This is a genomic window from Massilia sp. LXY-5, from assembly GCF_059801075.1.
This window is the reverse complement of the sequence record NZ_JBNNEH010000001.1, coordinates 421,174-440,663: the sequence shown is the minus strand read 5'-3', so window position 1 is coordinate 440,663 and position 19,490 is coordinate 421,174. Positions and strand designations below refer to the sequence as shown.

At 63.8% G+C, this 19,490-nt stretch carries 17 protein-coding genes and 2 tRNA genes; 8 read left to right on the top strand and 11 right to left on the bottom strand.

What is annotated here, in order from left to right:
- The first annotated feature begins 38 nt into the window (after positions 1 to 38).
- The gene (locus ACI48I_RS02005; protein ID WP_498573178.1) at positions 39 to 842 is read left to right on the top strand and encodes a D-hexose-6-phosphate mutarotase; all 804 of its coding nucleotides are present in this window, start codon (positions 39 to 41) and stop codon (positions 840 to 842) included.
- 233 nt (positions 843 to 1,075) lie between these two features.
- Here ACI48I_RS02005 and ACI48I_RS02000 read toward each other — a convergent pair whose 3' ends face one another.
- Both ACI48I_RS02000 and ACI48I_RS01995 read right to left on the bottom strand, forming a co-directional pair.
- Positions 1,076 to 2,263 carry a carbonic anhydrase gene (locus ACI48I_RS02000; protein WP_498573177.1) on the bottom strand — a complete coding sequence of 396 codons (1,188 nt, stop codon included), beginning with the start codon at positions 2,261 to 2,263 and terminating at the stop codon, positions 1,076 to 1,078.
- 100 nt (positions 2,264 to 2,363) lie between these two features.
- Positions 2,364 to 3,008 carry a VTT domain-containing protein gene (locus tag ACI48I_RS01995; RefSeq protein WP_193688398.1) on the bottom strand — a complete coding sequence of 215 codons (645 nt, stop codon included), beginning with the start codon at positions 3,006 to 3,008 and terminating at the stop codon, positions 2,364 to 2,366.
- 170 nt (positions 3,009 to 3,178) lie between these two features.
- Between ACI48I_RS01995 and ACI48I_RS01990 the strand changes: the two genes are divergently transcribed.
- The 5 genes from ACI48I_RS01990 (at position 3,179) to ACI48I_RS01970 (ending at position 7,283) form a co-directional block, all read left to right on the top strand.
- Positions 3,179 to 4,093 carry a peptidylprolyl isomerase gene (locus tag ACI48I_RS01990; protein ID WP_498573176.1) on the top strand — a complete coding sequence of 305 codons (915 nt, stop codon included), beginning with the start codon at positions 3,179 to 3,181 and terminating at the stop codon, positions 4,091 to 4,093.
- Positions 4,094 to 4,138: 45 nt separating this feature from the next.
- Positions 4,139 to 6,022 (top strand): DNA mismatch repair endonuclease MutL, encoded by a 1,884-nt coding sequence (gene mutL, locus ACI48I_RS01985; protein ID WP_498573175.1) that lies wholly within the window; start codon positions 4,139 to 4,141, stop codon positions 6,020 to 6,022.
- 46 nt (positions 6,023 to 6,068) lie between these two features.
- The gene (gene miaA, locus ACI48I_RS01980; protein WP_227496742.1) at positions 6,069 to 6,986 is read left to right on the top strand and encodes a tRNA (adenosine(37)-N6)-dimethylallyltransferase MiaA; all 918 of its coding nucleotides are present in this window, start codon (positions 6,069 to 6,071) and stop codon (positions 6,984 to 6,986) included.
- An 82-nt stretch (positions 6,987 to 7,068) separates the two neighbouring features.
- Positions 7,069 to 7,145, top strand: a tRNA-Met gene (locus tag ACI48I_RS01975).
- A gap of 61 nt (positions 7,146 to 7,206) precedes the next feature.
- Positions 7,207 to 7,283: transfer RNA gene (locus tag ACI48I_RS01970), tRNA-Met, on the top strand.
- Between the two features lie 48 nt (positions 7,284 to 7,331).
- Here the strand turns inward: ACI48I_RS01970 and ACI48I_RS01965 are convergent.
- The 5 genes from ACI48I_RS01965 to ACI48I_RS01945 all read right to left on the bottom strand — a co-directional run bounded on the left by ACI48I_RS01965 (position 7,332) and on the right by ACI48I_RS01945 (position 12,513).
- Positions 7,332 to 7,643, bottom strand: coding sequence for a putative signal transducing protein (locus tag ACI48I_RS01965; protein ID WP_193688394.1), 312 nt, complete (start codon positions 7,641 to 7,643; stop codon positions 7,332 to 7,334).
- Between the two features lie 8 nt (positions 7,644 to 7,651).
- Positions 7,652 to 8,920, bottom strand: a complete 1,269-nt coding sequence (locus ACI48I_RS01960) for a DUF445 domain-containing protein (protein WP_498573174.1) — start codon at positions 8,918 to 8,920, stop codon at positions 7,652 to 7,654.
- 34 nt (positions 8,921 to 8,954) lie between these two features.
- Positions 8,955 to 10,106 carry a CaiB/BaiF CoA transferase family protein gene (locus ACI48I_RS01955; protein WP_498573173.1) on the bottom strand — a complete coding sequence of 384 codons (1,152 nt, stop codon included), beginning with the start codon at positions 10,104 to 10,106 and terminating at the stop codon, positions 8,955 to 8,957.
- A gap of 69 nt (positions 10,107 to 10,175) precedes the next feature.
- A complete protein-coding gene (locus tag ACI48I_RS01950) occupies positions 10,176 to 11,321 on the bottom strand; it encodes an acyl-CoA dehydrogenase family protein (RefSeq protein ID WP_498573172.1) in 1,146 nt (381 codons plus the stop codon).
- Between the two features lie 10 nt (positions 11,322 to 11,331).
- Positions 11,332 to 12,513, bottom strand: coding sequence for a lipid-transfer protein (locus ACI48I_RS01945; RefSeq protein WP_193688391.1), 1,182 nt, complete (start codon positions 12,511 to 12,513; stop codon positions 11,332 to 11,334).
- Positions 12,514 to 12,682: 169 nt separating this feature from the next.
- Here ACI48I_RS01945 and ACI48I_RS01940 point away from each other — a divergent pair, with 169 nt between their 5' ends.
- Complete coding sequence (locus tag ACI48I_RS01940) at positions 12,683 to 14,395, top strand: cation:proton antiporter domain-containing protein (protein ID WP_498573171.1); 1,713 nt, start codon at positions 12,683 to 12,685, stop codon at positions 14,393 to 14,395.
- A 96-nt stretch (positions 14,396 to 14,491) separates the two neighbouring features.
- On the opposite strand, the gene ACI48I_RS01935 is transcribed toward ACI48I_RS01940, so the two are convergent.
- Positions 14,492 to 16,450: an AAA family ATPase gene (locus ACI48I_RS01935; RefSeq protein ID WP_193688389.1), complete on the bottom strand. Its 1,959-nt coding sequence runs from the start codon at positions 16,448 to 16,450 to the stop codon at positions 14,492 to 14,494.
- Positions 16,451 to 16,856: 406 nt separating this feature from the next.
- On the opposite strand from ACI48I_RS01935, the gene ACI48I_RS01930 reads away from it, so the two are divergent.
- Entirely contained in the window at positions 16,857 to 17,042 is a 186-nt protein-coding gene (locus ACI48I_RS01930) for a hypothetical protein (RefSeq protein WP_193689169.1), read from the top strand.
- A gap of 40 nt (positions 17,043 to 17,082) precedes the next feature.
- Here ACI48I_RS01930 and ACI48I_RS01925 read toward each other — a convergent pair whose 3' ends face one another.
- The 3 genes from ACI48I_RS01925 to ACI48I_RS01915 form a co-directional block, all read right to left on the bottom strand.
- Positions 17,083 to 17,649: a DUF1697 domain-containing protein gene (locus ACI48I_RS01925; RefSeq protein ID WP_193688388.1), complete on the bottom strand. Its 567-nt coding sequence runs from the start codon at positions 17,647 to 17,649 to the stop codon at positions 17,083 to 17,085.
- A gap of 63 nt (positions 17,650 to 17,712) precedes the next feature.
- The gene (gstA, locus tag ACI48I_RS01920) at positions 17,713 to 18,318 is read right to left on the bottom strand and encodes a glutathione transferase GstA (RefSeq protein ID WP_498573170.1); all 606 of its coding nucleotides are present in this window, start codon (positions 18,316 to 18,318) and stop codon (positions 17,713 to 17,715) included.
- 337 nt (positions 18,319 to 18,655) lie between these two features.
- Complete coding sequence (locus ACI48I_RS01915; protein WP_193688386.1) at positions 18,656 to 19,045, bottom strand: hypothetical protein; 390 nt, start codon at positions 19,043 to 19,045, stop codon at positions 18,656 to 18,658.
- Between the last annotated feature and the right edge of the window lie 445 nt (positions 19,046 to 19,490).

Below are 19,490 nucleotides of genomic sequence, written 5' to 3'. Positions count from 1 at the left end.
TGGCATACTACGCGGCCCAGATCCGTCAGGTTTTAGACATGAACCATCTCGATGCCGCCGTCTCCACCACCTTCGGCCAATTGCCGGCCCTGCTGCTCACTTCTCCCGACGGCGCGCAGGCGAACGTCACGCTGTACGGCGCCCACCTGATTTCCTGGCGCGGCGCCGACGGGCGCGAGCGCCTGTTCTGCAGCGCGAAGTCGGCGCTGGACGGCAGCAAGGCGATCCGCGGCGGGGTGCCGGTGATCTTCCCGCAATTCGCGGAACGCGGCAGCGGCATGCGCCACGGTTTTGCGCGGGTCAGCAACTGGCGCGTGCTCGACCAGGGTCTCGATGAGGGCTGGGCCTTTGCCGTGTTCGCGCTGGCGCCGTCGGACCTGGCGCCGCAGCATGCGCAAGCCTGGCCGCACGCGTTTGAATTGAGGCTGCGCATCGCGATCCGCGCCAACGAGCTGACGATGGCTTTTGAAGTGCGCAATACGGGCGCCACGCCCTTCCCGTTCGCGGCGGCGCTGCATACCTATTTCCTCGTCGACGATGTGGGCAGCGTGCGCATCCTCGGCGTCGAGCGCGAGGAGCTGGCGATCAGCGACAAGTTCGACCGCGTGTACCAGGGCGTCGAGCCGCGCCTCGCCCTGGTCGATGGCGGGGTCGTGCTGACGCTGCGGCAGGATGGGTTTGCGGATGCGGTGGTGTGGAATCCGGGGCTTGAGGATGCGGCGGCGCTGGCGGATATGGCGGACGAAGAATACCGGCGTTTCGTGTGCATCGAGCCGGCGCGGCTGGAGGGGCCGGCCTTGCAGCCGGGTGAAGCCTGGGTAGGTGAATACCAGGTCAGCTGAACTCTGACCCGTAGGGTGGGCGGGTCTCCCGCCCACGCGTTCAACTGCACCGGCCGCGCATTGAGTGCACCGTAGGGTGGGCTCCCCGAGCCCACGCGGTGATACGTACCGGCTCCGATGCCGTAATCGACGATCTTGATGGCAGGTATTACGCGTGGGCACAAGTGCCCACCCTAGGTTACGCGGCTGCTTCGGCTCAACTGACCGGCATTACGGCATCGCCGGCTTTTCCTTTAATTCGATTCCTTGACCATCCGCCCACCACCTTCCTGCAGCGGCCGCGCGTTCAGCGGATACAGGCGCGAGAACAGCGCCATCTGCGCCGGCGAGGCGGTCATCGGCTGCTTCATCACCAGCCACTGCACGTTCTCGGTGCAGGGCGGCGTGGTCAGCGAACCCATGTAGGTGTAGTACTCGCGCCGGTTCGGCAGCAGCTCGAGCGGGTCGAGGTCCACGCCCGGCGAACCGAGCTGCCCCTTCTCCAGGGGGATGTTGTTCCACACGGTCTGGATCGCCTCGTTCGGCTTGCCGCGCTCGAGCAGCACGGCGACGACCGCCAGCTGGCCGCCACGGCCGCGGTGCACGAGGTGCACCACCATTTCGGTGCCCTTGCCGTTGATGCGTTCTTCCGAGGGGCGGTGGAAGTGGAACTGCACCAGCTCGTAGCGCTCGACGCCGACCTGGATGAAACTGCCGCCGGCGACATTCACCTGCACCGTGTGGCCGTTGTCGATCTCGGTGAAGCTCGCGGGACGGTAGTCGAAATCGATCTCGTCGAGGTTGACCTTCATGCCGTCGCGGATGTCGATCGGCGACTGGCGGCTGCCCTTGCCGCACTGGGCCCAGGCCGGGTTGATCCTGCCCCAGTTTTCCGGGCCGAATTCGCCCTCGTAATCCCAGTGGTTGCTGATCTTCGGCGCGGCCGCGATCGCCGCTTCCTTCTTGCGTTTGGCCTCGGCCGCTTTCCTCGCCTTAGCGGCCGCGGCCGCGCGCGCAGCCTGCCTGGCACGCATCTCGGCCAGGCGCTCGGCGATTTTCACGGACAGGTCGACTTGCGCATCGTCGTCGGGAGCGGAGACGGCGGCGGCGACCTTGTCGGCCGTCGCCGCGCTGGCCCTGGGCGGCTTTTCGGCCAGGGACTTGTCGATCAGCGGCTTGTCGACCAGGGGTTTGGTGAGCGGCGCGGACGCCTTGCCGCCCTTCTCGTCCTTCTCCACTTTCCCGGCGGTCGGCTTGTCGGCGGCCACGGCCGGCCTGGCCAGCGCGGCAGCCAGTCTGGCGGCGTCCTGCGATTTCTTGTCGGCCTCCGGCGCCGGCTTGGCGGCGTGCGGCGGTTCGTTGGCGCTTGCGCTCAGCATCAGGATGCTGGTGGCAAACAGGGCGATCAGGTTACGCATGGGGGTGGAGAGAAGTGAGTTCACCCCTCCTTAACGACGCTTCCATGAAGAAACTTGAGAGGGTAAACGCAAACGCGCCGGATAAATCCGGCGCGCTGGTCATTCGTGCAAGCTGCGCATGCGCTTAGCGGCTGAGCACCTTGCGGCCGAACTTGTACAGCCCGCCGATGGCAAGCGGCACGATCGCGGCGCTGACGCCCACGAGCACGATTTCCGTCAGGTGGTCGCGCACGATCGGGATGTTGCCGAAGAAGTAGCCGGCAGTCACCAGGCTGGCGACCCACAACACGGCGCCGGTGATGTTGTAGAGCTGGAAGCGCCAGTGGGTCATGTCCGACACGCCGGCGACGAAGGGTGCGAAGGTGCGCACCACCGGCACGAAACGGGCCAGGATAATGGTCTTGCCGCCGTGCTTTTCGAAGAAATCGTGGGTGCGGTGCAGCGCGTCCTTGTTGATCCAGCGGTAGTTCTGGGTGAACATGCGCTGGCCGACGGCTTCGCCGATATAGTAATTCAGGGTGTTACCGGTGACCGCCGCGACAATCAGTAGCAGCATCAGTAATGGATAACTCATCTGGCCGGTAGCGCAGAAGGCGCCGGCAATGAACAGCAGGGTATCGCCCGGGAAGAAAAACAGGACCACCAGACCTGTTTCGCAAAACACAATCGCGAACAGGACCATATAGACATAGATGCCGTACTCGGCGAGCAGCACTCCCAACGTCTTATCAACATGAAGAATCATGCTGAAAAATTGCATCAGATCCATAATTTTCCTAAACGGTAACAACGAATCATACCATCAGACCGGTGTACCGAACCGCCGGGCGGGCAAGCGCCGCGCCAGTTTTTAAGGAAGTGTTAAGTTTTGCAGACAGCATAAAAATCGCGATTACAATTACTCAACATTAATAACCATTAATAAGACGAGGAGTGGAGATGAAGGCAGTCCGGATTGCAGTACAGGCAGCTGTCACACTGGCGGTGGCGGCGGGCGCGCAGGCGGCCACGATGAAACCCCTGCCGCCGAAGCCGAGCGTCGGCGATATCGTCAAGGAATCGAAGCCGGCCGACTGGCGCGCGCTCGATCCCGAGAACACCCTGTACATGGACTTGCCCCTTGGGCGCGTCGTGATCGAACTGGCCCCGACCTTCGCCCCGAACCACGCGGCCAACATCAAGGCGCTGGCCCGCGAAAACTATTTCGACGGTCTCGTCATCCTGCGCTCGCAGGACAATTTCGTCGTCCAGTGGGGCGACCCGGACGAGAAGAACCCGAAACAACCGAAAAAAGCGAAGATGACCCTGAAGGGCGAGTTCACGGTGCCGCTCAAGAATGACACGCAGTTTACGCGCCTGAAGGACGTCGACGGCTACGCGCCGCAGGTGGGCCACTCGAACGGCTTCCCGGTCGGGCGCGATCCGAAAACCGGCGAAACCTGGCTCGCCCACTGCTACGCGATGGTCGGCGTGGGGCGCGACGCCGATGCCGACAGCGGCGGCGGCACCGCGCTGTACGTCGTTACCGGCCAGGCGCCGCGCCAGCTCGACCGCAACATCACCGTGGTCGGCCGCGTCGTGTCCGGCATGCCGTTGCTGTCGACGGTGCCGCGCGGCCCGGCGCCGATGGGCTTCTTCGACAAGCCGGAGATGCAGGTGCCGATCAAGGCATTCCGCGTCGCGGCCGACGTTCCGGAAGCCGAGCGTTCGAAGTTCGAAGTCATGCGCACCGACAGCGCCACCTTCCAGAAAGTGGTCGAGGCCCAGCGCAACCGCGGCGGGCCGTGGACGAAGGTCGCGGCCGGTCACGTCGACCTGTGCAATGCGCCGATTCCGGTGCGTGAGGCAAAATAAGGGCTGCGGCGATTCCGCGGCGGGGCCGCGCGATATAATCCGGGTATGAACGCGCCCGTCCCCACCCACCGTCCCATCCAGCAGCTGAACGACCAGCTGATCTCGCAGATCGCCGCCGGCGAGGTGGTCGAACGGCCCTCGGCCGTGGTAAAAGAGCTGCTCGAAAACGCGCTCGACGCGGGCGCGACCCAGATCACGGTCCGGCTGGAGGAAGGCGGCGTCAAGCGCATCGCCATCACCGACAACGGCCGCGGCATCGCGCCCGAGCAGCTGCCGCTGGCCCTGGCCCGCCACGCCACCTCGAAAATCGCCTCGCTGACCGACCTGGAAAACGTGGCCACGCTCGGTTTCCGCGGCGAGGCGCTCGCCTCGATCGCGTCGGTGGCGGCGGTGTCGATCACCTCGCGCACGGCCGACGCGCCGCACGCCTGGGAAATCGTCGGCTCGCACCTGGGCACGGTCGCGCCTTCGTCGGGCCCTTGCGGCACCACGATCGACGTGCAGGACCTGTACTTCAATACGCCGGCGCGCCGCAAGTTTTTGAAATCCGAACAGACCGAATACGGCCACTGCGCCGAAGTCGTGCGCCGCATCGCGCTGGCGCGGCCGGACGTGTCGTTCAGCCTGACCCATAACGGACGCACGATCGACCACTGGAACGTGTGCGAGATGGCGAGAAGGAGCGCCCAGATCCTCGGCAGCGATTTCGCCGAGGCGCGCCTGAACATCGATGAAGCGGCCGGCCCCCTGCGCCTGCACGGCTATGCCGGCCTGCCGACGGCCTCGAAGGCGCGCGCCGACGGCCAGTTCTTCTACGTGAACGGGCGCTACGTGCGCGACAAGCTGCTGGTACATGCGGTGCGCGCCGCCTACCAGGACGTGCTGCACGGCGACCGCTTCCCCTCGTACGTGCTGGCGCTCGATCTGGACCCGGCGCTGGTCGACGTCAACGTCCACCCGTCCAAAATCGAAGTGCGCTTCCGCGACAGCCGCGCGGTGCACCAGTTCGTGTTCCACGCAGTGCAGCGCGCGCTGGCGGCGACCTCCGCCACCGCCCACGGCAGCGTGCCGGCGCCGATCACGGCCGCCGAGATCACGCCGAGCGGCACGGACTGGCGCCGTCCGCACGAGCAGACCGGCTTCGGCGCCCAGCTGGCGCCGAGCTTCTCGCCCTCTCCCTTCCCGCCGGGCAGCCGCTGGGATGCGCCGGCCACGCAGGGCGTCGCGCAGAGCACGGCCAATTACGGCGCCCTGTTCGCCGATTCCGCGCAGCGCCCTGCCTCAGCGGCGGCGATGCCGATGCCGGCCACCTCGACCGCGCCCAGCAACGACGACTTCCCGCTCGGCTTCGCGCTGGCCCAGCTGCACGGCATCTACATCCTGGCCCAGAACACGAAGGGCCTGGTGCTGGTCGACATGCACGCCGCGCACGAACGCATCCTGTACGAGCAGCTGAAAAACGCGCTCGACGCCCAGGTCGACGGCCAGGACATGCAGGTGCAGTCGCTCCTGATTCCGGTGACCTTCTTTGCCGACGCGATCGAGGTCGCCACCGCCACCGACCACCAGGAGACATTAAAGGCGCTGGGCTTCGACATCGCCGCGCTGTCGCCGACGACGCTGGCCGTGCGCGCGGTGCCGACGCTGTTGAAAAATGCCGACGCCCAGACCCTGGCGCGCGACGTGCTGCGCGACGTGCGCGAATTCGGCGGCTCGCGGGTGCTGATCGAGCGCCGCAACGAACTGCTCGGCACCCTCGCCTGCCACACGGCCGTGCGCGCCAACCGCATCCTGGCGACACAGGAAATGAACGCGCTGCTGCGCCAGATGGAACACACCGAGCGCGCCGACCAGTGCAACCACGGCCGCCCGACCTGGGTCCAGCTCGACATCTCCGCGCTCGACAAACTTTTCCTGCGCGGCCAATAAGATGATCGTGAAAGCAAGCGACGCCAAGCCTCTGGCGGTGGCGATCATGGGCCCGACCGCGTCGGGCAAGACCGCAGCCGCCCTCGCCATCGCACGTGAACAGCCGGTCGAGATCATCTCGGTCGACTCCGCCCTCGTGTACCGCGAGATGGACATCGGTACGGCGAAACCGACGGCGGAAGAATTGGCGAGCGCGCCGCACCACCTGATCGACATCATCGACCCGCTCGACGCCTATTCGGTGATGCAGTTCAGGACCGACACCCTGCGCCTGGTGGCCGAGATCAGCGCGCGCGGCAAGCTGCCGCTGCTGGTCGGCGGCACGATGATGTACTTTAAGGGGCTGGCCGACGGCCTGGACGATTTACCCACCGCCGATGCCGGCGTGCGTGCTGCGCTCGATGCCGAAGCCGCACGCATCGGCTGGCCGGGCATGCACGACAAACTGCGCGCACTCGACCCGGTCACGGCCGAGCGCCTGGCGCCGAACGACGCCCAGCGCATCAACCGCGCGCTGGAAATCATCGAATTGACGGGCCAGCCGATGTCGTCCCTGCTGGCGCGGCGCGAGAAGCCAGAGCTGCCTTTCGATCTCGTCTCGTTCGCTTTGGAGCCGTCCGATCGCGCGGTGCTGCACAAGCGGATCGCGCTGCGTTTCGACCAGATGCTGGGCGACTCCGACGACGACGGCATCGTGGCGGAGGTGGCGCGCCTGCGCGCACGGGGCAACCTGTCGCCGAATTTACCGTCGATGCGCTGCGTCGGCTACCGCCAGAGCTGGGACTACCTGGACGGCAAGATCGACCGCGCGGGCCTGCGCGAGACCGGCATCATCGCCACCCGCCAGCTCGCCAAGCGCCAGTTGACCTGGCTGCGCGCGATGCCGGACCGGATCGTCGTCGACTGCCTCGGGCGCGACCCGACGGGAGAAATCCTGACGCAGCTGAAGGGCTTGCCAAGTTAGCAGCACTGCGCACAACCGTGCTTGCTCGGTGTACACAGCCTTGACACAAGGCGCCGGGCCTTGGATAATAGCGTTCTCTTTTGGTGATATAGCTCAGTTGGTTAGAGCACAGCACTCATAATGCTGGGGTCGGTGGTTCAAGTCCACCTATCACCACCACAGAATTCCAGGCAAATGGCTTGGCTCATGCGAGTCGGGCCATTTTGCTATACAGAGTTTCGGTGATATAGCTCAGTTGGTTAGAGCACAGCACTCATAATGCTGGGGTCGGTGGTTCAAGTCCACCTATCACCACCAAACGCAGTCGTTCAAAAAGCCACCGCTTCGCGAGAACCGGTGGCTTTTTTATTCGACGTCGCTATTGTCGTCGAGTGCGAAGTCGCCCCGCTTGAAGGCTTCGATCACCGACTGCGCCTGCTGCACGAAGGACGCCGGGACCAGGATGCGTACCCCGCCCAGGGCCGGCGCCAGCAGCAAATCGGCCTGCATCAGGTGCGCATCGGCCAGCACCGCCGGGATGCCGGACGCTTCCATGCAGCCTTGCATCAGGCTCGCTTCCATCGGAATCAGGTAGCGCGCGACGATGAACAGGTCGCGGCCGGGAATTGCTTCGATATCGGGATGGGCGGCAAGCCATGCATCCAATGCCTGTTCCATGACTTCTCCTAGTGGACGATTCCTGGCAGCGAAGACAGCAGGTAGAGGATAACCCCGATCAGGCCGCCGACGATGGTGCCATTAATACGAATGAACTGCAGATCCTTGCCGATATTCAGTTCGATCTGTTCCGACATCTCGGCGCTGTCCCAGTTTTTCACGGTATCGGCAATGTGCCGCGTGAGATAAACGGCAAATTCCGGCGCCGCCGCGCGCGCCGCCAGTTCCAGGTTCTCGTTGAGCGATTGGCGCAATTGCGGATCCTCGGCCAGGGTTTTACCCAGCCAGGCGCCGGTCGCTTCCAGGCGCGCACGCAAAGTCGAGGTGTCGCTCTCCAGGTCTTTCTTGAGCCATGCCTTCAGGTCGCCCCACAGCGATGCCAGATAATTGTTGAGCGTGTCATCGTTCAGCAAGTAGTGCTTGATCTCCTCGCTCTTTTCCGAGAATTGCGGGTCCGCTTTCAGGCGCTCGATGAATTCGGCGGTGAACTCGTCGAAACGCTGGCGCAGCGGGTGATCCGGGTCGCGCGACACCTTACTGAGGATGCCGAAGGCCAGTTTGACCGCGATATCGGCGCCCTTGCGGCCAATGAGTTCGGACGGCAGCATTTTTTCGACCAGCGCATATTCCTCCTTCAGCCAGTCGACGATACCCTGCGCGATCGTCGCCTGGGTTTCTTCGTTATCCAGCAGCTTGGCGAGCTGGTAAATGCCCTCGTTCAGCAACTCCTGGTGGCGTCCGCCTTTGGTGAGACTTTCCAGGATGGTGCCGGCCGATCTGGATAAATCGACGCTGCCGACCATCGTGTGCACGGCTTTGCGCATGAAATTCTGGATCGCCGCGTCTTCGGTGAAGTCGAGCATCCAGCCCGCGGTTTTGACCAGGTAGCTGCCCATGTGCCGGGTATTGGCCGGTTTGGTCAGCCAGTCGGCCACTTTCTGCGCCGGGTCGTGTTTCTGGATCAGGCGCACGATCGATTCGGTATCGAGGAATTTTTCGTGCACGAAGAGCGCAAGGTTGTCGGCGATCCTGGCCTTGTTGTTGGGGATGATGTTGGTATGGCGCGAGACGATCGGAATCGGCACCCGCCTGAACAGCGCGACCACGGCGAACCAGTCGGCCAGGGCGCCGACCATCGCCGCTTCGGCAAAGGCCTTGAGTAATCCCGTCCACCAGTTCTGGGGCAGGAAAAAGCTCAGGACGAAGAGCAGCGCGGCGCCGATGAAAAAGCCCAGCGCCAGCCGTTTCGATTTGTCGAGTTCACGTTCCTTGGTCATATGTGCACGGCAGCTTGTCTCTACCGTAGCAATCCTATATGACCCCGGCGCCTTTCAGCGTTTCGATTGATTCCTGACTAAAACCCCAGTCCGCGAGCACGGCGGCGCTGTGCTGCCCGGGTGCGGCGGCGGCCTGCCCTGCTTCGGCCTGGGTGCGGCTGAAACGCGGCGCCGGCGCCGGCTGGATCACGCCGTCGATCTCGACGAACGTGGCGCGCGCCGCATTGTGCGGGTGGCCCGGCGCTTCCGCCATGTCGAGCACCGGCGCGACGCAGGCGTCGGTCCCTTCCAATATCTCGCACCACTCGTCGCGCGTGCGGGTGGCGAACAGCGCCGCGAATTTCGTTTTCAGTTCCGGCCAGCGCTTCTGGCTCCACTGTTTTGCGAAATCCGGGTCAGCGACCCCGGTGATCTCCAGCAGCTGCGCATAGAATTGCGGCTCGATCGCGCCCACCGACAGGAATTTGCCGTCGCGGCAGGCATAGGTATCGTAGAACGGCGCGCCGCCGTCGAGCATGTTGGCTTCGCGCGCGTCAGTCCATGAGCCAAAGGCGCGCAGACCGTACATCATGGCGCCCAGCAGGGCCGAGCCGTCGGTCATGGCGGCGTCGACCACCTGGCCCTTGCCCGAGGTCTTCGCTTCCAGTGCCGCGCAGACGACGCCGAAGGCCAGCATCATGGCGCCGCCGCCGAAGTCGCCGACCAGGTTCAGGGGCGGGCTTGGCGGCGTGTCGGCGCGCCCCATCGCGTGCAGCATGCCGGACAGGGCGATGTAGTTCAGGTCGTGGCCGGCGGCTTGCGCCAGCGGGCCGGTCTGGCCCCAGCCGGTGATGCGCCCGAACACCAGCTTCGGGTTGCGCGCCAGGCAGGCGTCGGGGCCGAGGCCGAGGCGTTCCATCACGCCGGGGCGGAAACCCTCGATCAGGATGTCGGCCTGTTCGGCCAGTTGCAGCACGACTGCGCGTGCTTCCGGCTTTTTCAGGTCGAGCGCGAGCGAGCGGCGGCCGCGGGCCATGACGTCGAATTTCGTGCCCAGCATCGGGAACGGGTTGTCGGCGCCGGGTTTGGTTTTGCGGTCGATACGGATCACCTCGGCGCCCATGTCGGCCAGCATCATGGCGGCGAAGGGACAGGGGCCGAGGCCGACCATTTCGATGACTTTGATGCCTGCTAGTGGACCTGGCATGAATGACTCCTCGACTCGGATGCGTTGTACCGCGTGGGCGGAGCCCACCCTACGAAAACCAGGGGCAGATTACAGCGAACGGGCGATGATCTCTTTCATGATCTCGTTGGCGCCGCCGTAGATGCGCTGCACGCGCGCGTCGACGTACATCTGGGCGATCGGGTATTCGAGCATGTAGCCGTAGCCGCCGAACAGCTGGACGCACTGATCGACGACCTTGCACTGCAAATCCGAGATCCAGTACTTCGCCATCGAAGCGCGCACGGTGTCCATGCGCCCAGCCAGCATGTCTTCCACGCAGCGATCGATGAAGATGCGCGCCACCGTCGCTTCGGTCTTGATTTCGGCGAGCACGAAACGCGTGTTCTGCATCTCGATCAGGGCCTGGCCGAAGGCCTTGCGCTCCTTTGCATGGTCGACCGTAAGCTGCAGCGCGCGTTCGATCGCGGCGACACCGGCCACCCCGATGATGGTGCGTTCATACTGCAGCTCCGTCATCAGCTGGATAAAACCCCTGCCCTCTTCGCCACCGAGCACGCCGTCGGGCGCCACGCGCGCGTCATCGAAGAACAGCTCGCAGGTGTCCTGGCCCTTCTGCCCGACCTTTTCCAGGATGCGTCCGACCCGGAAGCCCGGATTGTCCTTCGTCTCGAGCAGCATCAGCGAGATGCCCTTGGCGCCGGCGGCCGGATCGGTTTTGACGACGACCAGAATCAGGTCGGCCAAATAACCGTTCGAAATGAAGGTCTTCGAGCCGTTCAGGCGGTAGCCATCGCTGCCTTTGACGGCCGTAGTGCGGATGCCTTTCAGGTCGGAGCCGGCGCCCGGTTCCGACATCGCGATCGCCGCGATCATCTCGCCGCTGGCGAGCCGCGGCAGGTAGCGTTGTTTCTGTTCTTCGGTGCCCTGATTGAGCAGGTAGTGCGCAACGATGGCGTGTACGTGCAGACCAAACGCCATGTCGCCGGCATAACCCAGCTCTTCGAACACGACGGCCATGTGGGCGAAGTTGCCGCCCGAGCCACCGTATTCTTCGGGGATGTCGGCCGCCAGCAGGCCCATCTCTCCGGCCTTGTGCCAGAGCGCGCGGTCGACGTGCTGCTGGTGGCGCCAGCGCTCGCCGTGCGGGGCGACTTCAGTCGCCACGAAGCGGCGCACCGCGTCGCGGAAGCTGTCCAGTTCCGGGTTCATCCAGGAGGGCGTCATCAGTTCCATGCGCCTCTCCTTACGCTGCCTGGTACAGGGTGACCACGCAGGCGCCGCCCAGGCCCAGGTTGTGCTGAAGAGCCGTGCGTGCATTCGCCACCTGGCGGGCGCCGGCGCTGCCGCGCAGCTGGTGGGTCAGTTCAAAACACTGGGCCAGGCCCGTGGCGCCGAGCGGGTGTCCTTTTGAGAGCAGGCCGCCCGAGGGATTGGTGACGACCTTGCCGCCATAGGTGTTGTCGCCGTCGCGGATGAATTTGTCCGCGCCGCCTTCCGGGCACAGGCCGAGGGCTTCATAGGTAATCAGTTCGTTGTGCGCGAAGCAGTCGTGCAGCTCGACCACGTCGAGGTCGTCCGGGCCGATGCCGCTCTGCGCGTAGACTTTGGCGGCGGCTTCGCGGCTCATCTCGTAGCCGACCAGGCGCATCATGTCGTTCGCCTCGAAGGTGCTGGCACGGTCGGTCGTCATTGCCTGGGCGGCGATGAACACGTCGGCGCGCAGGCCGCGCTTCTTCGCGAATTCTTCCGAGACCAGCACGGCCGCGGCGGCGCCACAGGTCGGCGGGCAGGCCATCAGGCGCGTCATCACGCCGGGCCAGATCATCGGCGCGTCGAGCACGTCCTGGGCCGTGACTTCCTTCCTGAACAGCGCAAGCGGGTTGTTCGCGGCGTGGCGGCTGGCCTTGGCGCGGATCCGGGCAAAGGCTTCCAGGGGCGTGCCGTATTTTTCCATGTGCGCCAGGCCCGCGCCGCCGAAGTAGCGCAGCGCCAGCGGGATTTCCGGCTTGCCGACAAGGCGGTCGGTGACGGCGTCGAAATCGTCGAAGGGCGCCGGGCGGTCGGTGAAGACCGAGCCGAGGGCGCCGGGGCTCATCTGCTCGAAGCCGAGCACCAGTACGCAGTCGGCGGCGCCGCTGGCGATCGCCTGGCGCGCCAGGAACAGGGCTGTCGAGCCGGTCGAGCAGTTGTTGTTGACGTTGACGATCGGGATGCCGGTCATGCCGACGCCATACAGCGCCTTCTGGCCGCAGGTCGAGTCGCCGTACACGTAGCCGGCATAGGCCTGCTCGATGTCACTGTAGTCGACGCCGGCGTCCTGCAGGGCGGCGCGCGCTGCTTCCGCCGCCATGACGTGGTACGGCGCGCTCGCGCCCGGCTTGGCGAAGGGGATCATGCCCACGCCCGTGACGAATACCTTGTTCATGCTGTCTCCTGTTTGTGTTCGTGGCTGTAACCGCCTTTATCGAATCGATTATAGCCAGCCAGAGCCGGGCTGGACCCGCCAGCCTCCCGAGGCAATCCTCTATTTTCCGGCCATGTCGTCTACGTCGCTTATACTGGTGCGATTCCACCTTGATAAGGAGCCGTCCTGCATGCATCATGAACTCAGCCTGATCACCACCATCGCCGCCGCCCTCGGCTTCGGCCTCATCTTCGGCATGCTCGCCGTGCGCCTGAAACTGCCGGCCCTGGTGGGGTATCTCGCCGCCGGCATCGTCATCGGACCGGCCACGCCGGGCTTCGTTGCCGACGTCGGGCTGGCCTCGCAACTGGCCGAGATCGGTGTGATGCTGCTGATGTTCGGGGTCGGCCTGCACTTTTCATTGCGCGACCTGCTCGACGTACGCAAGATCGCCCTGCCCGGCGCGGTGCTGCAGATCGCGGTCGCGACCGCGATGGGCATGGGCATGGCGTACATGTGGGGCTGGAGCCTCGGTGCGGGCCTGGTATTCGGCCTGGCGCTGTCGGTGGCCAGTACCGTGGTGCTGCTGCGCGCGCTCGAAGGGCGCGGCATCCTCGACTCGATGAACGGCCGCATCGCGGTCGGCTGGCTGGTGGTCGAAGACCTGGTCACGGTGCTGGTGCTGGTGCTGCTGCCGGCGCTCGCCGGTCCGCTCGGCGGCAAGGGTGCCGACGGCGCCGGGGGGGCAGATGCATCGCTTCTATATGCGCTCGGTAAAACGCTGCTGCAGGTGGGCGCCTTTGTCGCCTTCATGCTGATCGTCGGCCGCAAACTGTTTCCCTGGTTCCTGTGGCGGGTTGCCAAGACGGCCTCGCGCGAACTGTTTACGCTGGCGGTGATTGCCGCCGCGGTCGGCATCGCCTATGGCTCCTCGGAGCTGTTCGGGGTCTCGTTCGCGCTGGGCGCCTTCTTTGCCGGCATGGTGCTGCGCGAGTCGGACCTCTCCCACCGCGCCGCCGAAGAGTCGCTGCCCTTGCGCGACGCGTTCTCGGTGCTGTTCTTCGTCTCGGTCGGCATGCTGTTCGATCCGGCGGTGCTGGTCGACAGCCCGGTGAAGGTGCTGGCAGTGGTCGCCGTCATCATTTTCGGCAAGTCGATCGCGGCCATGGTGCTGGTGCTGGCCCTGCGCTATCCGTTGAATACGGCGATCACGGTTTCGGCCAGCCTGGCGCAGATCGGCGAATTCTCCTTCATCCTGGCGGCGCTCGGCATTTCGCTGGAACTGATGCCGAAAGAGGGGCAAAGCCTGATCCTGGCCGGCGCCATCATCTCGATCGCCGTCAATCCGCTGCTGTTCAAGGCGATCGAGCCGCTGCAGCGCTGGCTGCGCGCGAATTCAGAGGCCGTGCGCAAGCTCGAAGCTTCGCCCGATCCGCTGGCCGAACTGCCGATGACGGTGCCGCACGAACGCCTGACCGGGCAGGTGGTGCTGGTCGGTTTCGGCCGCGTGGGACGGCGCATCGCCGACGAACTGACTGCGCAGGGCGTGCACTTCGTCGTCGCCGAACAGAACCGCGAACTGGTCGAAGCGCTGCGCCGGCGCGACCAGCCGGCGGTGGTCGGCAATGCGGCCGAACCGGCGGTGCTGATCCAGGCCCATATCGCGCGCGCGGCGGTGCTGGTGATCGCCACGCCCGACACCTTCCACGTCCGCAAGATGGTCGAGACGGCGACGATGCTCAATCCGGCGATCCGCTGCGTGGTGCGCACCCATAACGAGGAAGAGGCGGAACTGCTGCGCCGGGATACGGGCGGCAAGGTCTTCCTCGGCGAGCAGGAGCTGGCGGGAAGCATGACGCGCTATGTGATGGAGACGCTGCAGGAGAAGGAGCACCAGCACTGAGGTGGCTGCGCCCACCATTCCGTGCGCATCGGCCAACAATAAAAAATGCCCGCTGGCGCATCACGCACAGCGGGCATTTTTTGTTGACGCCAGATCTCAGGCTGCGACCATCTCCCCGGTCTCCGAGCACAGTTTCAGGTTCGCGTGCTTCGGTGCGAAGTGCAGCAAGTCCTTGTGCTCTTCCAGCAGCGCGAACACGGCGTCCTTCGACAGTACGTATTGCTCGAGCAGCGTGTCCTTCAGCGACTCGATCAGCGCGCGGTAGTCGCGCATCGCGCCCAGCGTGTAGCTATACAGTTCGTCGGCCTTTTCTTCCATCTGGCGCAGCGTGTGCTCGCCGCTGGCGTCGTTTTTCAACTGGCTGTAGTCGATCTTCGAGCGCGAGTACATCGACAGGCGGTTGACCATCAGGTTGAGCATCTTGGTGACCTTCTCGATGTCGTTCTGGGCGCCGACCGAGATGCCGCGGGCGCCGTAGAACAGCTCTTCGGCCGCCATGCCGCCGTACAGCCCGACCACGTCGCGCTCGAGCTCTTCCAGCGTGCGCAGCGACATGTCGTCACCCGACTGCAGCACGTAACCGAGGGCGCCGATCTTCGACACCGCTTCCGTCGAAATCTTCAGCAGGTGCGACTTTTCCTTCACTTCGGCCAGGGAGAGGCCGGCACGCAGGTGCGGGTCGATCTGCATGAAGAAGTGGCCCAGTTCGTGCAGGGCGATGCGCTCGCGCTGCTTGTGCTTCTCGGCCGTGGTGGCGCGGTCGGTCAGGCCGATCGTGGCGCGCTCGTAGGCACGGAACAGCAGATCGGTATTGATGATCGTCTTTTCCTGGATCGACAGCATCGAAGCACGTTCGACCACGGTTTCCAGCAGGGCCGGACTCAGGTTCTGCGTGATTTCCGCCACCTGGTCCAGGTCGAGGTCGTTGTAGTCGACCAGGCCCTCTTTTTTACGCGACAGGAAGCTCTTGATCAGTTCGCGGCGCTCGCCCTTGTTCGGCAGGCGGAAGTTGATCTTGACCGAGAAGCGGCGCAGCATCGCTTCGTCCATCTCGGTCGAGGCGTCGTCGAAATTCGAAGCAATGACCCAGATGACGCCCTGGCCCTTGTCGCTTTTCACGCCGTCCAGCAGGCCGAGCAGGGTGTTGGCGGTATCGTCTTCCCATTTCTTTTCGCTGCGGCCGCGCGGCATGAACAGGCTCTGGCCTTCATCGAGGAAGATGATGCATTTGCCCTTGGCGCAAGCCTTGCGGTACAGGGCGTTCAGGGCTTTCGAGCCGCCGCCGACGTAACCCGATTCCAGGGCCGAGCCCGACGCCGAGATCAGCGGCAGGTTCAGGCGCTTGGCCAGGTAGCCGACCAGCTTCGTCTTGCCGGTACCGGCAGGCCCGGTCAGCATCACGTTGAACGGCTTGTCGATGTTGTGCGACGCGTACTCGTCGCGGTTGCGGATCATGTCTTCCAGGTGCAGCACTTCCTGCTTGATGTCTTCCATGCCGATCAGGTCGTCCATGCTGCCCTTGAGCTTGTCCGGCATGATCATCGTGGCGCTGGCACCCATGCCCGGGATACCGAACTTCAGGCTGTAGACGATCAACAGCAACAGCACGATCTCGAAAGCGTGGCGCTTCAGGAAGTCGGCCGCGTCGGCGCCCACCGAGCCGCCTTCGTCGAGCACGCTCTTGTGCGAGGCCAGGAACTCGTCCTTGGCGATCGAATACGGAATCGCATTCTTGAGCAGCACTTCGCGCTCGAGCGACAGGTGCGAGGTGCTCGGCACCTTGACCACGTGCAGCGCGGGCGCATCCTTGAACTTGAAGACATAGCGCGGCGACTCCGACAGCGGCTTGGCCACCATCAGGTAGTCGAGCTTGTCTTTCTGGCCGGCCAGGCGCGTGATTTCAGAAATGTCCTGCGAATGCACGACCGGGCTTGGATCCTGCGGCGCGTCAGCCGTATAGATCGCAATGCCAGTGACCGCGCCCAGCAGGACAGCGGCAGCGATGCGTACATAAATGTTCTTGAGGGCAATCTGAAGTCGGGCAAAATTGGGCATGTTCGTGACTTTACAAATGGTTGGTGCGCGGCTGCGACAGTGCAAACAGCGGTTGCCGTTCCAAATGAAACTGTCGGAAAGGCGGCGGCTCTTGGAGGCCGTAGATATGCCGAACATATGAGTTCGACATCATTTTGATGCCTTGGGGCAATAGGGATAGAGAGACTATACCCGTAAAGAAAACGCAGATGTATACGCCACGCTTAAAATTTCTTGATCGGGCTCATAGCTGGAAACCTTGACAACGCAATTCGTTGTCGGCCTGGCAAAAAATGCAGTATCACGCGTGGTCATTATGGAAAACAGTTAATACAGTTTCAATGAGAGGCGACGAAAAGCTTGACTGCTTGGCATTGTCGGATTGACTCCCTGTCGCATTTCTTTCACAGGTTTGCGGACTTCCACGATGATGCGCGGCGACTTGCCGCCGAGCTGTTTTCGGCACGAATCGAACGTCGGTGCGTCACGGCGTTTTGCGCTGCCGACCAGCATTTCCGAGCTGCAGGAACCCGAGGTTTCCGCCATGATGCTGGTCGGCCTGATCCTGCTCGGCTATCGGGCGCGTCGGCACAGCAGCGAAAAATTCAAGTAAAGCGTCAAGCAGGTACAGGAGTCGGCACGAGGCGAACTCGTTACGCTCCTGGCGGCGCCATCGCCGGCTCATTGCACAGCGCATAGAGCTTGCACAAGGTATTCCAGTTGCGCGAGGTCGTGTTGTCGCCCAGCTGCTTGCCGAGCGCGGTGGCTGCGGCACTGGCCAGCACGCCTTCCGGACACCAGACATACGCCGCACGCTGGCCGAGCGCCAGCGCCTCGCTGCCCCAGGCCTGTTCGCACAGGGGCGCGACCGCTGCGCGCAGGGCGGCGTCGCCAAGGATGAACACGAGCAGGCGCGCATGGTCGCTCGCCTGCTCCAGCACCGTATTCTCGGCCAGCACGGTGGCCAGTTCCTCGCGGCTGAGCACCATCACCTTGGCGGCAACGCCGAGTTTCAGCACCATCTGTTCTTCGATCGCGGCCGCGGCCGCAACTGCTTCGACCCCATCGGCGGCGAACACGAGGTTGCCGCTGTTGAGGACGCTGCGCACGTCGGTATAGCCAAGCTCCTCGAGCAGCTTGCGCAAATCGGCCATGGCCACGCGCTTGGCGCGGCCGACGTTGATCCCGCGGATCAGGGCAATGTAGCGTTGACTCGTCATGGGCTCATGGTACCGCCCAGAGGGAGTGGGACGGTACCCGCTTACGTTCTCTTACTTTATCGTTTACTTGACCAGGCCTTCTTCGCGCAGCGCTTGCTGCACGGCCGGGCGCGCGGCAACGCGGGCGCGGTACTCGCCCAGCACCGGCCAGGCGTCCAGGCTCACTTTCAGGAAATCGGTCCAGCCGAGCACCGTGAACAGGTAGGCATCGGCCACACTGAAATGCGTTTCCAGGTAGTCGCGGCCGTTCAGTTGCGAGGCGACGTGGTCGAGGCGCAGCGCGAGCATCTTGTGTGCGTGGGCCTTCATGTCCTCGGTCGCGGCCGGGTTGAACAGCGGGCCGAAGTTCTTGTGCAATTCGGCGGAGACGAAGTTCAGCCAGCCGATGACTTTATAACGCGCGACGTCGCCGACGGGCGGCAGCAGGGCCGCGCCAGGCGCCAGGTCGGCCAGGTACTGGACGATGGCCGGGCCTTCGGTCAGCAGCGTGCCGTCGTCCAGCGCCAGGGCCGGCACATAGCCTTTCGGATTGATGGCGCGGTAGTCGTCGCCGCCGGCGGTCTTCTTTTCGCGCAGGTCGACGCGTTCGGACGTGAATGCCAGGCCGGCCTCGAGCAGGACGATGTGGGGAGACAGCGAGCAGGCGCCGGGGCTGAAGTACAGTTTCATTGGTGTCCTAGATCTGGTGGGTGATAAACGCGCCGGGCTGTATGAAAGGCAGTCCGGCGAAGCATGGCGAGAATACAATAATCGGCGCACCAGCGCTTGGGACGGCGCAGAAAAGGCCAAGGACGGGAGTTACGGGCGCGGCAAGGCCGTGGCGGACGCGCGAGCGCACGGCAAGCTGGGCAAATGAAAGGGAAAGCGGAAACGACAACGCATCCGGCAGGCAAGCGCCAGCGGGACGCGAAAAAGAACAGGCAGCGCGCGCGGCGTCGCTCAGGACGCCGGGCCGCTGCCTGGCTTTACCGAAGGCATGGCAATGAGACTTGCCATGCCGTCGATATTAGTGCGCATAGTTGCCGGACGACGAAGGCGTAGCCTCGTTGTTCTGCGATTGCTGCTGTTGCTGCTGCTGTTGGGCGGCTGCCGCTTGCGCTGCCTTCTCTTCTGGCTTCGGACGGCCCTGGGCGTCGGACAGGCGATACTTGGTACGGCGGTCGCCCATCAAGTCGCGCAGGTCGCGAATGCTCATGCCGGTCACTTCGTGCATGCGGATCAGCAGCGAGGCACCGACCGGCAGGCGGTGGTGGCGGATTTTGCTGATAACCGGTGGAGCCACCTCGAGCATGCGCGACAGGGCCGCGTCGTTCTTCAGCTGCATCTTGCCGAGCAAGATGTCGAGCAGGTGGTTGGGGTTGTAGCTTTCCTGCGATGACAAAGCATGGTGTGCCATGATTTTTACCTCGTAAAGTGAATAAAATAGTTCCGCTACGAACTTTGTTAATGACTGTGCTTCCGTCAACATAAGTTCCCGGACACGCTCTTGGGCCATTAAACAGAACGAGTCTGAGTCCTAGCTTAAAAACAATGCCGACATACATCCGTCCTGCTTGATACTCCCCCGAACGCACTTGTCTTTCAAACAAATTATCAGACCCTTACGAACCCTTCGTGTCCGTCCCGAGCACATGAGTCATTGTTGGAAATCAAGCTATCGTGTGGAAAGCTTGTCACATAGGCATTTCAACACATGGGGATAATTTGTGGCGCACGCAAGAGATTTTTTTTGGTAATTTGTGTAAAAGAATTTGGATCGAAGGTCTTGATTTACAACAGGAAATATATTGAGCAAACGCTGACTCTGCCTTAGTCCCAGCGATTTAATTCCTGCGCGCAAT